Annotated in this window: 18 protein-coding genes and 1 pseudogene; 11 read left to right on the top strand and 8 right to left on the bottom strand. The window is 45.0% G+C overall.

Going from position 1 to position 17,062, the window contains the following annotated elements; all coding sequences use genetic code 11:
* The first annotated feature begins 3 nt into the window (after positions 1-3).
* From N5P32_RS07975 to N5P32_RS08000, 6 genes are all read left to right on the top strand, one after another.
* Positions 4-984 carry a YbgA family protein gene (locus N5P32_RS07975; protein ID WP_265728564.1) on the top strand — a complete coding sequence of 327 codons (981 nt, stop codon included), beginning with the start codon at positions 4-6 and terminating at the stop codon, positions 982-984.
* Between the two features lie 14 nt (positions 985-998).
* Positions 999-2,411, top strand: a complete 1,413-nt coding sequence (gene phrB, locus N5P32_RS07980; RefSeq protein ID WP_265728565.1) for a deoxyribodipyrimidine photo-lyase — start codon at positions 999-1,001, stop codon at positions 2,409-2,411.
* Between the two features lie 141 nt (positions 2,412-2,552).
* On the top strand, positions 2,553-3,035 hold the full coding sequence (locus tag N5P32_RS07985) for a MarR family winged helix-turn-helix transcriptional regulator (RefSeq protein ID WP_265728566.1): 483 nt from the start codon (positions 2,553-2,555) through the stop codon (positions 3,033-3,035).
* A 285-nt stretch (positions 3,036-3,320) separates the two neighbouring features.
* Entirely contained in the window at positions 3,321-4,325 is a 1,005-nt protein-coding gene (locus N5P32_RS07990; protein ID WP_265728567.1) for an ABC transporter substrate-binding protein, read from the top strand.
* 92 nt (positions 4,326-4,417) lie between these two features.
* A complete protein-coding gene (locus N5P32_RS07995) occupies positions 4,418-5,317 on the top strand; it encodes an ABC transporter permease (protein ID WP_265728568.1) in 900 nt (299 codons plus the stop codon).
* Positions 5,310-6,578, top strand: a complete 1,269-nt coding sequence (locus N5P32_RS08000; protein ID WP_265728569.1) for a quaternary amine ABC transporter ATP-binding protein — start codon at positions 5,310-5,312, stop codon at positions 6,576-6,578. The genes N5P32_RS07995 and N5P32_RS08000 overlap by 8 nt, the downstream gene beginning before the upstream one ends.
* Here N5P32_RS08000 and dapB read toward each other — a convergent pair.
* The 3 genes and pseudogenes from dapB to pomA form a co-directional block, all read right to left on the bottom strand.
* Positions 6,570-7,371, bottom strand: a pseudogene (gene dapB / locus N5P32_RS08005) (4-hydroxy-tetrahydrodipicolinate reductase). The gene N5P32_RS08000 and the pseudogene dapB overlap by 9 nt on opposite strands.
* A 128-nt stretch (positions 7,372-7,499) precedes the next feature.
* The gene (locus N5P32_RS08010; RefSeq protein ID WP_265728570.1) at positions 7,500-8,501 is read right to left on the bottom strand and encodes a flagellar motor protein MotB; all 1,002 of its coding nucleotides are present in this window, start codon (positions 8,499-8,501) and stop codon (positions 7,500-7,502) included.
* 25 nt (positions 8,502-8,526) lie between these two features.
* Positions 8,527-9,282, bottom strand: a complete 756-nt coding sequence (pomA, locus tag N5P32_RS08015) for a flagellar motor protein PomA (protein ID WP_265728571.1) — start codon at positions 9,280-9,282, stop codon at positions 8,527-8,529.
* 174 nt (positions 9,283-9,456) lie between these two features.
* Here pomA and N5P32_RS08020 point away from each other — a divergent pair, with 174 nt between their 5' ends.
* The 3 genes from N5P32_RS08020 to dxs are packed head-to-tail and all read left to right on the top strand — an operon-like array spanning position 9,457 to position 12,504.
* A complete protein-coding gene (locus tag N5P32_RS08020; RefSeq protein ID WP_265728572.1) occupies positions 9,457-9,699 on the top strand; it encodes an exodeoxyribonuclease VII small subunit in 243 nt (80 codons plus the stop codon).
* Entirely contained in the window at positions 9,696-10,577 is an 882-nt protein-coding gene (gene ispA, locus N5P32_RS08025; protein WP_265728573.1) for a (2E,6E)-farnesyl diphosphate synthase, read from the top strand. The genes N5P32_RS08020 and ispA overlap by 4 nt, the downstream gene beginning before the upstream one ends.
* A gap of 49 nt (positions 10,578-10,626) precedes the next feature.
* Positions 10,627-12,504, top strand: a complete 1,878-nt coding sequence (gene dxs, locus N5P32_RS08030; RefSeq protein WP_265728595.1) for a 1-deoxy-D-xylulose-5-phosphate synthase — start codon at positions 10,627-10,629, stop codon at positions 12,502-12,504.
* A gap of 67 nt (positions 12,505-12,571) precedes the next feature.
* Here dxs and N5P32_RS08035 read toward each other — a convergent pair whose 3' ends face one another.
* On the bottom strand, positions 12,572-13,444 hold the full coding sequence (locus N5P32_RS08035; RefSeq protein ID WP_265728574.1) for a LysR family transcriptional regulator: 873 nt from the start codon (positions 13,442-13,444) through the stop codon (positions 12,572-12,574).
* A gap of 92 nt (positions 13,445-13,536) precedes the next feature.
* Here N5P32_RS08035 and N5P32_RS08040 point away from each other — a divergent pair, with 92 nt between their 5' ends.
* Positions 13,537-14,037, top strand: coding sequence for a lactoylglutathione lyase family protein (locus N5P32_RS08040; RefSeq protein WP_265728575.1), 501 nt, complete (start codon positions 13,537-13,539; stop codon positions 14,035-14,037).
* A gap of 62 nt (positions 14,038-14,099) precedes the next feature.
* On the opposite strand, the gene N5P32_RS08045 is transcribed toward N5P32_RS08040, so the two are convergent.
* The 4 genes from N5P32_RS08045 to N5P32_RS08060 all read right to left on the bottom strand — a co-directional run bounded on the left by N5P32_RS08045 (position 14,100) and on the right by N5P32_RS08060 (position 16,015).
* Complete coding sequence (locus N5P32_RS08045) at positions 14,100-14,432, bottom strand: YnfA family protein (RefSeq protein ID WP_265728576.1); 333 nt, start codon at positions 14,430-14,432, stop codon at positions 14,100-14,102.
* A gap of 25 nt (positions 14,433-14,457) precedes the next feature.
* On the bottom strand, positions 14,458-14,901 hold the full coding sequence (locus N5P32_RS08050; RefSeq protein ID WP_265728577.1) for a GNAT family N-acetyltransferase: 444 nt from the start codon (positions 14,899-14,901) through the stop codon (positions 14,458-14,460).
* 212 nt (positions 14,902-15,113) lie between these two features.
* Positions 15,114-15,575, bottom strand: coding sequence for a DMT family transporter (locus tag N5P32_RS08055; protein ID WP_265728578.1), 462 nt, complete (start codon positions 15,573-15,575; stop codon positions 15,114-15,116).
* An 11-nt stretch (positions 15,576-15,586) separates the two neighbouring features.
* Complete coding sequence (locus tag N5P32_RS08060; RefSeq protein WP_265728579.1) at positions 15,587-16,015, bottom strand: DMT family transporter; 429 nt, start codon at positions 16,013-16,015, stop codon at positions 15,587-15,589.
* Between the two features lie 89 nt (positions 16,016-16,104).
* On the opposite strand from N5P32_RS08060, the gene N5P32_RS08065 reads away from it, so the two are divergent.
* Entirely contained in the window at positions 16,105-17,046 is a 942-nt protein-coding gene (locus N5P32_RS08065; RefSeq protein ID WP_265728580.1) for a LysR family transcriptional regulator, read from the top strand.
* Positions 17,047-17,062 lie beyond the last annotated feature (16 nt).

Here is a 17,062-nt window from a genome sequence, read left to right on the forward strand (position 1 = left end):
ATTATGCCACATTCTCAACCATCACCAGATCAGTTAACGCACAAAATCCCTGTCGGAATCAGCGCCTGCTTACTGGGTGAAAATGTACGCTACAACGGTGGACACAGTCATTCTGATTATTGCGACAAAATACTCAGTCACTATTTTGACTATCAAAAATTTTGCCCGGAAGTTGCCGCCGGATTTGGTACACCACGTCCAACACTGCGTCTAGAAGGCAACCCCGATAATCCACGAATGGTTTTCAGTAAGAATTCCGAAGAAGATGTTTCAGACGTATTCATGGCGGCCTCGAATAAATACCTAGAGAACTTATCGCACTTGGATGGCTATATCTTGATGAAGAAATCCCCAAGCTGTGGCATGGAACGCATCAAGGTATATCAAGAAAATGGCCATCCCCACATGCAACGTAGTGCAGGACTTTTTACCAAGGCATTGCAGCAACGTTATCCACTACTTCCCGTTGAAGAAGACGGTCGACTCAATGACCCAGCGTTACGAGAAAACTTTTTATTGCGCGTATTTACCCATCATGACTTTCGCCACAGCCTGGGAGAAGACGCCAAAATGAAAGACCTCATTGCCTTCCACAGCCGCTACAAATATATGGTCATGGCGCACTCACAACCTATTTATCGCAAACTGGGTCGCATGTTATCTGGCAACGATAAACGTCCGTTTAACGAATTAAAAACCGCCTACTTTGACATACTCATGACCACCTTATCTAAACCCGCTGCACGTAAAAACCACTGCAACGTGTTGATGCACCTAGTAGGTTATTTGAAGCATGCGGTGGATGTTTCGGTCAGAAAAGACATTCTAGACGTGGTTGAACAATACCGTCGTGGCGAAGTAAACCTAGCAACACCTGTTACCTTGCTGCATCACTATTTAAAGCATTACGGCAGCGAATACATTAATTCACAAAGTTATTTCATCCCCTACCCATCACCACTTGGCATCCGTAACACGGTTTAAGGCAGCGCTGAAAAATGAAAATTACGCACCTCGTTTGGTTACGAAACGACCTTAGATGTCAGGACAATCCGGCACTGCATTTCGCCTTTCTTGAAGCGAGTTCGCTTCAAGAAGGCATTGCCGTGTTGGTCACGCCAACGCCCAAACAATGGGCGAAACATAACGAATCGGATGCCAAAACTGGACTTCGTGCCGGTCTGATAAATACCCTGTCTGGCACGCTCGCCCAATTGGGTATCCCATTGCATTGCCTAAATACAGAAACGTTCGAAACACTGCCCGAATTGATCGCGCAATTCTGCACCTCAAACAACATCAAACATTTTTGGTTCAATCGAGATCTGCCCATCCACGAACAGCAAAGAGATCAAGCTGTCTGTGAAACATTAAAGTCACTCGATATCAGCTGCCATGTACAGGCAACCGACCTGATTGTTCCTCGGGATGTACTAAGCCAGCAAGGAACACCATTTAAAGTATTCACGCCTTTTTTTAATCGCTGGATTACGCTTCTGGCTGAGCAAGACATCACCCCATTTCCTGCTCCAGAAAAGCAAGCAGACGCACTCACGGTCAAACCCCTAGATTTACCTTGGGCAAAGCCCTACCGTGACGATTTATGGCCCGCTGACCAAGACATAGCCAAACAAAAACTCTGGCAATTTTGCCATCACAAAGAGCGTCATTATGAAGAAGGCAGAGATTACCCGATTGAGCCTGCCACCAGCACGCTTTCGCCATACCTTGCTTTGGGTGCGCTTGGACCAAGACAATGCCTAGAAGCCATTTTCTATACTTGTAACCAAGAAGAACGACGCTGGCAAGACAGCATTTGGCTGAAAGAGCTCGCGTGGCGAGATTTTTATCGTCAATTAATGGCTCACTTTCCCGCTCTGTGCATGAATCGTCCTTTTAAACCTGAAACTGACGCCCTGATTTGGCGACATAACAACGCCGAATTTCAAGCTTGGTGCGAGGGGAGAACCGGATTCCCAATTGTGGACGCCGCCATGCGACAACTGAACCAAACCGGTTGGATGCACAACCGTTTGCGAATGATCGTCGCCAGCTTCTTTACCAAACTCATGTTTGCTGATTGGCGAAAAGGCGAAGCCTATTTTATGAGCAAGTTAATTGATGGCGAATTCGCTGCCAACAATGGCGGCTGGCAATGGAGCGCTTCAACAGGCTGTGACGCAGCACCCTATTTCCGCGTATTTAATCCAACACGCCAATCGGAAACCTACGATAAGAATGGCGATTTTATCCGGCGTTTTGTACCAGAGCTGAGCAAGTTGGACGCTAAATCCATTCATGACCCCAAACCGGAACAGAGAAAACTCTGCAAATATCCAGCCCCCATTATTGACTATAAACCAGCACGACTGGCGGCCATTGCAGCGTTTGATGAATTAAAAGGACGATAACGCCAGATACGCGGTTGTTTCTTTTTCGGCATAAATCGCAAACAACCGCTATAGTTTGAACTGTAATATTTTTTTAATCTTCGCTTTTACAGGCTCCAACAAAATCATATAATTCAAAAATTTCTTGGATCTCATATTGCTATGCCTAACTCACCACAACACCTGCACGATGTTCTTGTTCATTTACGACGCATCATTCGTGCGACTGATTTACAATCCAAACGTGTGGTAAAAGCCTGTGGTTTAACCATCCCGCAAATCATGGTACTTCGCTCTATTGAAGAACTTGGCGACGTCACTGTCCGTAAGATTTCAGACAGTGTCTCTTTAAGCCAAGCCACCGTCACCACCATTCTTAATCGCTTGGAAGATCGCAAGCTGGTAGAGCGAGTTCGAGCACAAAAAGACAAACGCATTGTAAACGCAAGACTGACCCCTGAAGGTCGAACCATATTAAACACAGCACCGCCTTTGTTGCATGAAAAATTTGTCGGCGAATTCGAGTCTTTAGAAGGTTGGGAGCAAACGCAAATTTTGGCGTCGCTACAACGTATTGCCATGATGATGGACGCGGAACACATTGATGCTGCTCCCATGCTCGACATCAACTCACCAAATATTTAACTCTTTCCTTAGACAGCTTCCTATTCAAAACCCGACGTTCACACCAGTGACCGTCGGGTTTTTTATTGCTCTCAACTTGCACTCGCAAATTAATAGTTACATCTAAATACAATAAAAAACCAAAATCTCATAACAAACACAAAAAATAAAATGCAAGTTATTGTTTTGTATATATTTTTAAAAAAACAAAAAGAAAGAAACAAAGCCGGATTTGATATAACTAATTAGATGTGTAAACTAAAAGGATATAAAATTTATAACTCAAAACATAAAAGGAACACACCAATGTATAAAAAAAGCATCTTAGCTGGGCTTTTAACGCTCACAGCCACGTCATCATTTGCAGCAACTCAAAGTTGTGGCAAGGTTGAAATCGCCGACATGAACTGGAATTCTGCGTCTTTAATGGCCAATATCGATAAGTTTATCTTAGAGCACGGCTATGGCTGCGATGCCGAGCTAATACCCGGCGATACCATGCCAACCAGTACTTCCATGGCAGAAAAAGGCCAGCCAGATATCGCACCAGAAATGTGGACCAATGCCGTCAAAGCACTGATTGATCGTGGCGTAGCAGACGGGCGTTTAAGCATTGCAGGCAAATCCCTGTCCGACGGTGGTGAAGAAGGCTTTTGGGTGCCGAAATACATGGTCGACAAAGACCCTTCACTTGCAACGATTCAAGGTGTCATAAAACACGCTAAAGACTTCCCTAGCTCCGAAGACCCTTCTGTTTCTGCATTTTATGGTTGCCCTGCAGGCTGGGGCTGTCAGATCACAGCCGGTAATTTATTTAAGGCGTTGAATCTTAAAGATGCGGGTTTCGAATTGATTGACCCAGGTTCTTCGGCAGGGCTTTCTGGCTCACTTAGCCGCGCCTACGAGCGTGAGGAAGCGTGGTTCGGTTACTACTGGGCTCCTACCGCCATTTTAGGAAAATACGAAATGGTAAAAGTCGACTTTGGTACCGGTGTCGACACCGAGCACTATATCAAATGCATTGCCGAAGACAGCTGTTTGAACCCAAAAGTGACCATGTACCCACCTTCCCCAGTATTCACAGTGACCACCGCAGACTTCAAGAAAAGAGCGCCTGAAGCGTATGCCTATACAGAAAAGCGTGCCTTTACAAATGCGCAAATGAACGCGTTATTGGCTTGGATGGAAGACAACCAAGCAGACGGTCAATACGCGGCAGAAAATTTCATGTTTAATCACGAGGATGTGTGGTCGAAATGGGTCAGCAAGGACGTAAAAGCAAACATAGAAAAAGCTCTTGATAACCTATAAGTCGCTTTAAAAACGTTTCACTTTTCGAGCCGCGCAACGAACACCTCCTGCGCGGCGACTATTCCTTTGCTTTACTCTTTGAGAACTCATTTATGTCAGACACCTCTTGGTTAACTGAATTTCCGGACATGAGTCGTCGAGATTTACTTGCGATTCGACAAACGCTAGACGGCGCTTATCGTTCCTTTTCACGCGCCTATGGCGAATCCATAGAAAACTTCTTCAATCCCCTTTTGCATTTTTTAATCTGGTTTGAAAACCTTCTAATACAAACACCTTGGTGGATTGTTCTGTCCATCATCATAGGACTTGTTTACGCCGCTACACGCTCTTGGAAGCTCTGTGCTGGCGTTTTGGTGTCTTTTCTGGCCATCGGTTATTTTGGCATGTGGGAAGACACGATGCGGACGCTAAGCATCATTACCGTGTGTACCATCTTATCTATTTGTATTGGCATCCCCATCGGTATCTTGATGGCAAGATCCGACCGAGCTAAGTCCATCATCACGCCATTGCTTGATATTATGCAGACCATGCCCGCTTTTGTTTACTTGATTCCTGTTGTTATGCTGCTAGGTATTGGACGAATTCCAGGCGTTATCGCCGTGGTCATTTACGCTATTCCGCCCGTCATCCGTTTGACCAATTTAGGCATTCGACTAGTCAATCGCGAAACCTTGGAAGCAGCAACGGCTTATGGCGCAACGCCCACCCAGCGATTGTTTGGCGTACAAATCCCCCTTGCTATGCCAACTATCATGGCAGGCATTAACCAAACCATTATGATGGCGCTCGCTATGGTTGTTGTGGCGTCAATGATCGGCGTTAAAGGTTTGGGACAACCTGTATTGAAATCCATTACTAATCAATATTTTACACTGGGTTTATTAAACGGTCTGGCCATTGTCGCACTGGCCATTATTTTTGATCGTGTCTCTCAAAGCTACGCAAAACGAGCACAAAAACACCTTGAGGGGACAGAGAATGGATAATCCACGCGAAACACTCATTGAAATTGAAGGTCTGTACCAAATTTTTGGCCCCAAAGCTGAAGAGGTTTTGCCCAAAGTCAAAGCCGGTGCTTCGAAAGAAGACATACTCGCCGAAACCAGTCATACCATTGGCCTGCAAGACATTAACTTAAGCGTTAAACGCGGTGAAATTTTTGTCATCATGGGGTTATCAGGCTCAGGAAAGTCCACACTGATACGCCATTTTAACCGCCTTATAGACCCAACGGCAGGTAAAATAAAAGTGGATGGCGAAAATATCATGGCGCTATCGCCAAAGGATTTGATCACGTTTAGACGTCATAAAATGGCCATGGTCTTTCAGCACTTTGGGCTCATGCCCCATCGCTGCGTGCTGGACAATGTAGGCTATGGTCTTCTGATCAAAGGTGAAAAACGTGCTGAATGGAAACCCAAGGCGGTGTCATGGTTAGAAACTGTCGGTCTCGCGGGTTACGAAGACCAATTTCCCTCCCAGCTATCAGGCGGACAACAACAGCGCGTTGGGCTGGCTCGAGCGCTTTGTACCGATGCCGAGATACTGTTGATGGACGAAGCCTTTTCTGCGCTTGACCCTCTGATTCGAAGCGAGATGCAAGAGCAACTAATGGAGCTGCAAGAGAACCTTCAGAAAACCATCATTTTCATTACTCATGATTTAGATGAAGCCCTTAGACTCGGGGATCGCATTGCGGTTCTAAAAGATGGCAAATTGGTGCAAGTGGGCAGTCCTGTGGACATCGTACTTAATCCTGCCGACGACTATGTCAAAGCCTTTGCAAAAGACGTGAACCGCGCACGAGCACTGACCGTTCATACGGTGATGACAACGGATACAGACAAAGTCGAAGGCCTTACAGCAAACGACGTCAAAGACCAATTCCCTATGGACAAAGATTATGCTTTTGTATTCCATGATGGCAATTATCAAGGCGTTCTAACGAAGCGACAATTCTGTCAGCTAAAAGACGACGACCTATTAGAACCTGTTCTTACGTATGTAGAACCCGTACGGCAAACAAATCTACTGCAAAAAGTCATCCCGATGTGCTTAAACACCCAGTTCGACTTACCAGTAATCAATAAGAAAGGCGAGCTGAAAGGACGATTGGAATCAAGCAAACTTGCCAAGGTGCTCTCCCCTAACTTTAGCACTCTCTGTTACACCTTAGCGCATAAAAAATGGCCGCAGATTAGCGGCCATTTTTTAACTCATATTTTCAGTATCATGCCGTTATTTTAAGTCGAGAACATCTTGCATATCATACATACCAGCGGCTTTACCTTGTAACCAGCCCGCTGCACGCACTGCGCCTTTCGCAAAAGTCATACGGCTGCTTGCTTTATGAACAATCTCAATACGCTCACCTTCAGTAGCAAACCAAACACTGTGCTCGCCAACGACGTCACCTGCACGGATAGTTTCAAACCCGATCTCTTTTTGCGTACGAGCGCCCGTCTGTCCCTCACGCCCGTAAACAGCACACTCTTTTAAATCACGACCCAAGGCTTCGGCAACCACTTCACCCATTCGCAATGCCGTACCGGAAGGAGAGTCTACTTTATGGCGATGATGCGCTTCGACAATTTCCACATCGTAATCGTCACCCAAGATCTGAGCAGCCGTTGCCAATAGCTTCAGTGTCAAGTTCACACCAACACTCATGTTTGGTGCAAAAACAACGGGGGATTGTGTTGCAAACTCAGCCAACGCCGATTTCTCTGCGTCGTTCAAACCGGTTGTGCCCACCACAATGGCCTTTTGATATTTTGCGCAAAAAGCCGCATTTTCTAACGTTAATACAGGCGTGGTGAAATCGATCAATACATCAAAATCATTAACACAATCAGCCAGAGAGGCAACAGCGGCCACCCCCAGTTTACCAACACCTGCGATCTCACCAGCATCGGCACCAATCAAGCTGCTGCCTGGCTTTAAAATAGCCGCACCCAAGGTAACGCCACTGGCATCATGAATGGCGGTAATCAAATTTTTTCCCCATGCGCCCGGACGCGCCAATAACTGCTACTCGCATTATCACTTCTTCCTCAATTTGGTCTGCGCAAACCATAGCAAAAATTCACCTGAATCTCAGCATTAAAAATGCACAACGCTAAAGACCAAACACAAAAAAGAGAGCCGAGGCTCTCTTTTTCTAACGTATTAAAGATTTTTAAAAATCTCATCCGGTTTAAGCTCATCCACCGCATCTCGGTCGAACTCAATCACACCATCGGTAGGAATTTCGTCCACTGTATTACGCATTTTAGGGCGAGACGTGTCGTTTTGCTTAATGACGATCTCTACTCGTCTATTGGTTGCTCGATGCGCTGGTGTATCATTCGGCACCAAAGGTCGCGTATCAGCATAGCCCGTAACGGCAAATCGACTTTGATCAAGTTGCCCTGTCGCAAAAAGCTCTTCCGCTACCGAAATCGCCCGCGCTGAAGACAGCTGCCAATTTGACCGGAAACGACCGCTTACTATTGGAATATTGTCAGTATTCCCCTCAACCGAAATAGTCCCTTGTATTCCCACCAAAACATCACGAATGGCATCGATCACCGGAATAAAATCGTAGTTCAATTCTGCCGAGCCCGATTCAAATGACCCCTGATCTTTAATTCGAATCGTTATGGTCTCTTCTTGCGTTTCAATTTCCACCAAACCTTTCGACACTTCTTCACGCATGACCGAGGCAATCATCTGTGCATCGCCTTCGGTTTCTTGGATTTTTTTCTCACGATCCAGATCCGCATGGGATTTATCCACAAAGGTGACCGGCGAAGGCGAACCCGAGTTGCTTTGCTCTTTTAATGCCGCATCGCCGGGCTTACAAATCACTTCCAAGGTATTTTCAGGGGTTGTGTCTGCCTTCTGTTTTACTTCATTAATCGGCGTAGGCTCCGGTCTGCCGGGGCTAAACTCCTGGGCAATAACCGAGGTGCCCATTGGAATGGATTCCGCTTCCACCTCTCGCTGTACACCAAACGCCACTTTTAAGGAGCCTGCAATTTGTTTGAATTTGATGACGTCCATTTCGGCAAAGGACAACAACAGCACAAAAAAGCACATCAGCAAGGACATAAGGTCCGCAAAGGTTCCCATGTAAGCGGGCAAACCTTCTACACATTCCGGACAATCTTGCTCTTCTTCATCACTCATTATCGAATCCGTTTAAACTGTAATGTTATTCACGCTCAACACGCTTGCCTTCTGGTAGGTAGGTTTTCAATGCACCATCCAGAATGCGAGGGTTTTGTCCAGATTGAATCGCCAGCAAAGCATCAAGAATCAATTTCTGACAAGTAAGCTCTTCGTCTGCTCGAGTGTTTAGCTTGGCTGAAATAGGCAAACACACCATATTCGCTAACATGGCGCCATACAAAGTGGTCAACAATGCCACCGCCATTGCAGGGCCAATGGCTTTTGGGTCGGACATGTTTGCCAACATCTGTACCAGACCAACCAAGGTACCGATCATCCCCATGGCGGGGCCGATGTCACCTAATGTTTTAAACACTTTCGCGCCACTACTGTGGCGGTAATAGGATTGATTCATATCTTTCGAGAGCAAATTTCTCACAACGGTTCCATCATGCCCATCAACGAGCATCTGAATCCCTTTCGACAAAAACGGGTGGCTCACCTCTTTGCCTTCCAAAGACAGCAATCCTCCCTTACGCGCTTCGTCCGCTAAACCATAAATTTCATCTATCAATGTATCTAGCGGGATACTTTTGAACATGAACGCTTTCGCAGCGACTTTAATGGCACCAAGAAACTGACTGAGAGGATAAGTCATTAAAAGAACAAGCAAAGACCCAACTAACACGATCAGTGTGGATGCGGTGTCTATGAACATCCCCGCCGAACCACCAACAAAAATGGCTGAGATAATTACTATAAATGACCCAATGAGTCCTATTAACGTTGCGATATCCACACACGTCTCCTAACAAAAAAGCTATAATGTTATCGATACATTCCTGTGATTCTATACGAAACAAAGACTAAGAATGACATCTTCTTACATGATTTTTGTAATTTTCATTAACACGCCCTCGAACAGTAGCGCATTTTCTGTTACAAAACGTGGGTTAAACTAAGAGTAGTCATCATGTCCCGAAAAACAACCGTCCGTCATTTTGAAGAAAATCTCACCGAATTAGACACCCTTGTCACTCAGCTTGAGTCAAATCAGCTTTCTCTTGAAGAAGCCTTAAAGGCCTTCGAGAAAGGTGTAAAACTGAGCCAAGATTGTCAATCTGTTCTCACCCAAGCTGAACAAAAAGTTCAAATTTTGTTAGAAAAACAAGATGGTGAACACCTAGAAACTTTTGATCCGGAATTAAATTCGTGACTTTAGATGATTTCTCTCAATACGCTCGTCACCGAGTCGATGACTATCTTACGCAAAATTTAGGCCAGTATCAGCCTGCTCGTCATTTACAGGATGCAATGACCTATAGCCTATTCAATGGAGGCAAACGCGTTCGCCCCATGCTGACGTACGCATCGGCCTCTTTATTTGGCGAGGTCAACGAACTTACCGACGCCAGCGCGGCAGCAATCGAATCAATTCATGCTTACTCATTAATACACGACGACCTTCCAGCCATGGACGATGACGATTTGCGAAGAGGCAAACCCACTTGCCATATTCAATACGATGAAGCGACCGCTATTCTTGCTGGCGACGCACTGCAAACCTTTGCTTTTGAATTATTGAGCCACCCTAAACACAAAAATACAGCAACGCAACTGCAACTCATTCAAGAATTAGTACATGCGTCTGGCCGATATGGCATGGTAACAGGCCAAATGATCGACCTTGCCAACGTAGGCAAACAAATAAACATCGAAGCGCTAGAGCAAATGCACCAACATAAAACTGGCGCACTCATTCGGGCAAGTGTTCGTATGGGTGCCATCAGCACTGGTGCAATAAGCGAACAAGATCTGTCGGCATTAGATGCTTATGCCGCAGCAATAGGCCTTGCTTTTCAGGTACAAGACGACATCATTGACATCACCAGTGACACCGCCACTCTTGGTAAAACACAATTTTCGGACGAAGAAGCAAATAAGCCGACGTACCCTAAACTGCTCGGTTTAGAAGGGGCTCAAGCACTCGCTCAAACGCTTCGTCAGCAAGCGCTTGCTGCCATTTCGCCCTTTGGTGATGCGGCACAACCGTTAGTTGAGCTTGCGAACTATATTATTGACCGCAACCACTGATATACTTACCCGCTTTTTAGATTAACCAAATGTGACTAAACCTGTGCCCATGTTCGAAGAGATACCAACAGCGCGACCTAACACACCGCTACTTGATCAAGTCAACTCTCCTGCTGACTTGCGTGCCTTTAAAAAAGAGCAATTGCCAGCGCTCGTCCGCGAACTCCGAGAATTCATGCTCTACAGTGTCGGGCAAACAGGCGGACATTTTGGTGCCGGACTGGGTGTTGTAGAACTCACCGTTGCGCTTCATTATTTGTACAATACGCCTGAAGACCGCATTGTTTGGGACGTAGGTCATCAAGCTTACCCTCATAAAATTTTAACTGGACGTCGTGATGCCCTGTTAAATATTCGCCAAGAAAACGGTATCTCAGGCTTCCCAAAACGGGACGAAAGCGATTACGACACGTTTGGCGTTGGTCACTCTAGTACGTCTATTGGCGCAGCATTGGGTATGTCTCTCGCAGCACGACAACTGAACACTGGGCGTAAAGCGGTAGCGATTATCGGTGACGGCGCAATGTCAGCAGGCATGGCATTCGAAGCCCTTAACCATGCAGGCGACGTTAAAGCAGATATGTTGGTTATTTTGAATGACAATGAAATGTCGATTTCAAAACCTGTCGGTGCGTTATCCAGTTATTTTGCCCGCATTTGGGCCAGCAAAACGTACGACAATATTCGTAAAAGTGGCCAAAAAGTCTTTTCTGGACTGCCCTCTGCTCTTGAATTAGCGCGCAAAGCCGAAGAGCACATGAAAGGCATGGTTTCACCAGGCATGATGTTTGAAGAGCTAGGGTTTAACTACATTGGTCCCATTGATGGTCATGACATAGACCACTTGCTCACCACCATTTCAAACTTAAAAGACCGCTCTGGACCGCAGTTTTTGCACGTTATCACGAAAAAAGGCAAAGGCTTTGAACCCGCCGAAGGGGATCCTATTGGCTATCATGCCATTAACAAGATCGAACCAGACCCGAAACCCAATACAGAAAAAAGCAAACGACCAAAATACTGCAATGTCTTTGGGAAATGGGTTTGCGATGCCGCAGAACAAGACGACAGACTGGTTGCGATTACGCCAGCCATGAAAGAAGGTTCTGACCTAATTGATTTTGCGGATCGTTTCCCAACTCGATATTTCGATGTCGCGATCGCCGAACAACATGCCGTAACGCTAGCCGCAGGCATGGCATGCGATGGCATCAAACCAGTAGTTGCTATCTACTCTACGTTTCTGCAACGTGCTTATGACCAGCTTATTCACGATGTGGCACTGCAAAACCTTGATGTTTTATTCGCCATTGACCGAGCTGGGTTAGTGGGCGAAGACGGTCCAACACACGCAGGTGTTTACGATTTAAGTTACCTGCGTTGCATTCCCAACATGGTAGTGATGGCCCCATCGGACGAAGACGAATGTCGTAAAATGCTGCAAACAGGCTACGAATACCAAGGCCCTGCAGCAGTGCGTTACCCGCGTGGAACGGGTCAAGGTGTGGACATTGAGTCGAACTTAAGCTCCCTTGTAATCGGTAAATCTCGCACACTACGAACGGGGCAATCAGGTATTGTTATCTGTGGTTTTGGCCGCCCTACTTACGATGCATTGCAAGCGGCAGATAAGTTAGACGCTACTTTGCTCGATATGCGCTTTGTGAAACCGATTGATGAAGAGGCGTTACTGGCTCAGCGCAGTGCAAAACTGATCGTGACCATTGAAGAGAACGCCATCATGGGCGGTGCGGGTTCCGCAGTAAGCGAATTTTTATTGGCGAACAACATCACCATCCCAACGCTTCACCTAGGTTTACCGGATCAATATGAAGAACACGCTAGTCATGCAGCTATGCTAAAACGCGTTGGATTGGATGCGGAAGGGATTTTGCAAAGCATCGAAAAAAAGCAAAACAGTCTCTAATATTACCCTCTTTGTAGAAAGCAACGTATGCAAAGCCACGCAGTTTAATACCATCTACGTGGCTTTTTTATCGCAAGCAACGCTTCGCCTCTTCGATCACAGTGTGCATTCGGTTCGACAAACGCTTGTGACGATGAACACCGAGATAAAGAGTCTCTGACACCGAATTCGCCAAGGAATTGACAAAAATGCGATCTGGATTATTAAACGCAGAAATCGCGTGACGTGGTAATACGGTAAATCCTAGCCCCATAGCAACCGGTTCTAAAATCAAACTAATCTGGTTCGAAAAACCCGATTTTCTAAAGGTTTGACCCGCTTCAAACTCAGGGTAATTCGCCCCCAGCAACAATCCAGCATGGTAGGCACCATCTGGATGATCAATAAAACCCAGCGCCTGCAATTCCCGCCAACTCGGCGACTGAAGGGTATTGGGCGTCACCAAAAGCAATTCTTCTTCCGCGATGGCTTGCATATGAACATCATTCATTACAGACGAGCTGGTCATAAAACCAATATCGGCTTTGTGCTCTAAAATAAACCGCTCCACTTCTCGATTGGGCGCAAAACGATAATCGATGATCAGATTAGGGTGTTTTTTTTGCAGAAGTAACAGCTGGCGATACAACTTAAGACCAACACTGCCTGGCGACACCACTCGCACCACGCCTTCAAATGCCGAATCCTCACCCACTTGTTTTTCAAGCTGCTCTAGGCTGTTAAGAACATGCCGCCCCTCTTGATACAAGCACTCACCGGCATCTGTCAAAGTGAACTGCTTTCCATGACGGATTAACAACGGCTTCCCAAGCTGCTCTTCGAGCTTTCGAATGTGCTGACTCACACCCGATTGCGTCATGTTTAGTTGCTCAGCAGTTCGAGTAAAATGCGCTATTTCCACTAAAGAACAAAAGCTGCGCAGCCAATGAGGATTAATCATTACAAAATATACTCATAAATATTTCAAATGATAATTTTACTTAATGATTGTGGGTTTGTAACCTACTTAAAACCTCAACATTGGAAGAAATTATGAGTAATGTTTACCCACGCAATTTTTCACACATTGGCATTTCCGTACCCGACTTAGACAAAGCAGTCGAGTTTTACACTCAGGTCATGGGTTGGTATTTAATTATGAAACCCACCGACATCGTTGAAGACAATAGCCCAATTGGTGAAATGTGTACCGACGTTTTTGGTGAAGGCTGGGAGAAATTTCGCATTGCACACCTATCAACAGGTGATCGAATTGGGGTGGAAATATTCGAATTTAAAGGACAAGAGAACCCAGAAAATAATTTCGAATACTGGAAAACAGGAATATTCCACTTTTGCGTACAAGATCCAAATGTAGAAGAGCTGGCAGAAAAAATTGTCGCCGCCGGTGGGAAAAAGCGCATGAAAGAACCACGCTACTATTATCCGGGCAGCAAGCCTTATCGCATGATTTACATGGAAGACCCATTTGGTAATATCTTAGAAATTTACAGTCACAGTTATGAATTGATATACAGTGAAGGGGCTTATTAACAGGCTTTGAGTTAAGCGACCTATTGATGGCTCGATGACATTCAACCACCGAGCCTTTCGATTTATGATTCTCTTGGCGCAAACATGATTATGGCCATCCCCATAATAGCCACCGCCGAACCAACTATATCCCAAGTGCTTGGACGAATACCGTCAACAACCCATAACCACAAAACCGCCACGAAGATATAAACACCGCCATAAGCCGCATACACTCTGCCTGATGCCGTTGGATGCAAAGTCAGCAGCCATGCAAATACAGCTAAACTTAACGCCGCTGGTACTAACAACCAGATTGTTTTGTCCTCACGCAGCCAAAGGTAAGGTAGATAACAGCCGACAATTTCTGCCAGTGCTGTCACCATAAAAAGACCTATTGTTTTTAACTCAGGCAAAAGAACTTTCCTTCTAATAATTTAATCAACGCGTTAAACACATAGACACAAAGCGGATGCCATTAAAATCAGCCTCACTCCCTGTTGCTTTAAACCCGTAAGATTCATAAAAGCCAATCGCATTCACCGACGAGCGCAGGCTGATTTCATTAGCTTCTGTCATATTTAATAAAGCACTAAGGAGTCGCTTTCCTATTCCCTGGCGTTGCAGCGATTTAGACACAAATAAGTGAGTAAGATAATTGCCATCGCGTAACGCACCAAAACCAACAATTTTTCCTGCACAAACGGCTTTAATAGTCTGAAAACGTTCTATATCAAACGTTGTTACGATATCTGCCAAGACTCGCGCCTTGTATTCAGCTTTTCCCTGATCATTAAAATGAGGCAACACATCTACTTCAGACACTTGGCTAACAAAGCGCTTAGCATCGTCTAAATCCGTAAAATCAACTTTCTGAATCTCCATTTCTATTCCATAAGTACTAACTATAAAGTCGACTGTATTTTACCAAAAAAGGTCAGTTTACAAGCAAAGTGAACAATACAGAACGTTGTTCAGTGACTTTTCTCGAGACAATTCTATTGAGACGGTTGTATTTGAAGAGTAAAGACAAAAATGGCCTAGCCAATCTATTTATTACAGATCGACTAGGCCATTAAAAATGAAATGATGGTTTATTAAGCGACTTTTGCGATGCGTTTATTGCTCAGATAAATCATTGTGATGGCACCAATTAATAATAAAATGGCAACATATCGATTACTGTCTAATGAAATAATATTGTTTTCTAACCAACCAAAATGATCGATGATCAAACTCATGATCAACTGACCAGAAATGGTACACACTGTCGCCGCTGCGATACCGATTCTAGGCACAGCAAATACCACGATCAACATGTACATTACGCCAAATAAGGCCCCGATAATCTGCCATTTAGGCGCACTAAAAAGAGTGACTTCATGATTTGGTTCAAAGAAGAAAAACAATAAGAACGAGATAGCGAAACCAATCACAAAAGTCAGCCAAGCACTGGCTATCACGCCAACACTATTACCAAGACGTCCATTAATGGAAGATTGCACAGACAGGGCAACACCGCCCAATATCAACATAAAAACAGCGAAAAATACGCTCATACTATTTGCTCCTAACTCAAAAGCCAAAGGGCGACAACAATCATCACCACGGCCAAAATTCGATACGGATCAATACCGCGTTTTTCACTGCCCAACAAACCATAATGATCAATCACCAGACTCATGCCGATTTGCCCTAATAAAACACTGGTCATTGTCATACCGACACCAATAATCGGTGTGGCTATGGTGAGGAATACCACATAAACAGGGCCTAAGACGCCACCAGTGAGTAACCATTTAGGCTGTTTGAATAACTCAGGCAAATTAGGCTTGGCAAAGAAAATCATAATCAATGACAGCAATATCGACCCAATCATAAAAATCGCTAGGGTGGCTGAAAAGTGCCCGACCAACTCACCTAAAGGCCCTAAGAGTCCAGCCTCAATAGACAATCCCATGCCCGCTGCTAACACCAAGAGATAAATAATTATTTGCATACGTTTTATTCCACTCGTTTACGTTGCGGGCATTCTTCATTAGTGCTTAAATTAAATCAATAACACAGATAACAAGTGATAATTGCATTATGAGCATCAAACCTCTTAGGGTTTTTCTTTCCGTTGTCAAAACAGGTAGCTTTGTTGCTGCAGCACGCGAGTTGGATTTACCGCCCTCTTCTATCTCTCGATACATTTCATCCTTGGAAGAAGACCTTGGCCAGCGCCTATTTTATAGGAACACCCGCGCAGTAAAACTTACAGAAGTGGGCACCTATTATTTCGCCGAAGTAAGAGAGGCATTAACAAGTTTAGATTTAGCGACAGAGCACGCCAAAGGCTCTCTTCTAACACCACAAGGCAACTTAAACATTAATGCACCTGTTTCATTTGGCCGTTTACACTTGTCAAAATTAATCTGTCAATTCCAACAGCGCTACCCAGACATCAACGTCGAGCTGATGCTTACCGATGCCTATGTTGATCCCGTAGCGAATGGCTCTGATATTGTTATTAGAATTGGTGGTTTTGAAGACTCTAGCTTAAATTACCAAGCCATTGCAGATGAGCAATTCGTACTGTGTGCAGCACCCAGTTATCTTGAAAGCATAAAAGATAAAATCGGCCATCTGTCCCAACCCAAGCAACTGCTCGACTTAAATTGTTTGGTTTATAAGGGCAATAACGGACGGCGTAATTGGTACTTTCGCCAAGAAGACAAAACTTTATTCGAATGTATTGAAGTCACCGGAAACTTATGCAGCAATAACGCGGATATATTGGTACAAGCCGCTTTAGCTGGCCAAGGAGTTATCTTATTTCCACGCTGGTTGGTATTTCAATATTTGGCGTCTGGGGAATTGGTCGCCTTGCTAGAGAACTGGGAAGGCTCAGAAAAAGATACTCAACAAAGTATTTACGCCCTCTATCCTGGAAATCGGATGAAGTCATCAAAAGTTGTGTATTTTCTCGACTTTATGTCTGACTTTTTTGGCCGTTCACACCCTTACTGGGATAAACAAAAAACATAAAAATAAGGGGGCGAGA

Origin of the sequence: Marinomonas pontica (genome assembly GCF_026191375.1) — a bacterium.
In the GTDB taxonomy this organism is placed as follows: domain Bacteria; phylum Pseudomonadota; class Gammaproteobacteria; order Pseudomonadales; family Marinomonadaceae; genus Marinomonas; species Marinomonas pontica.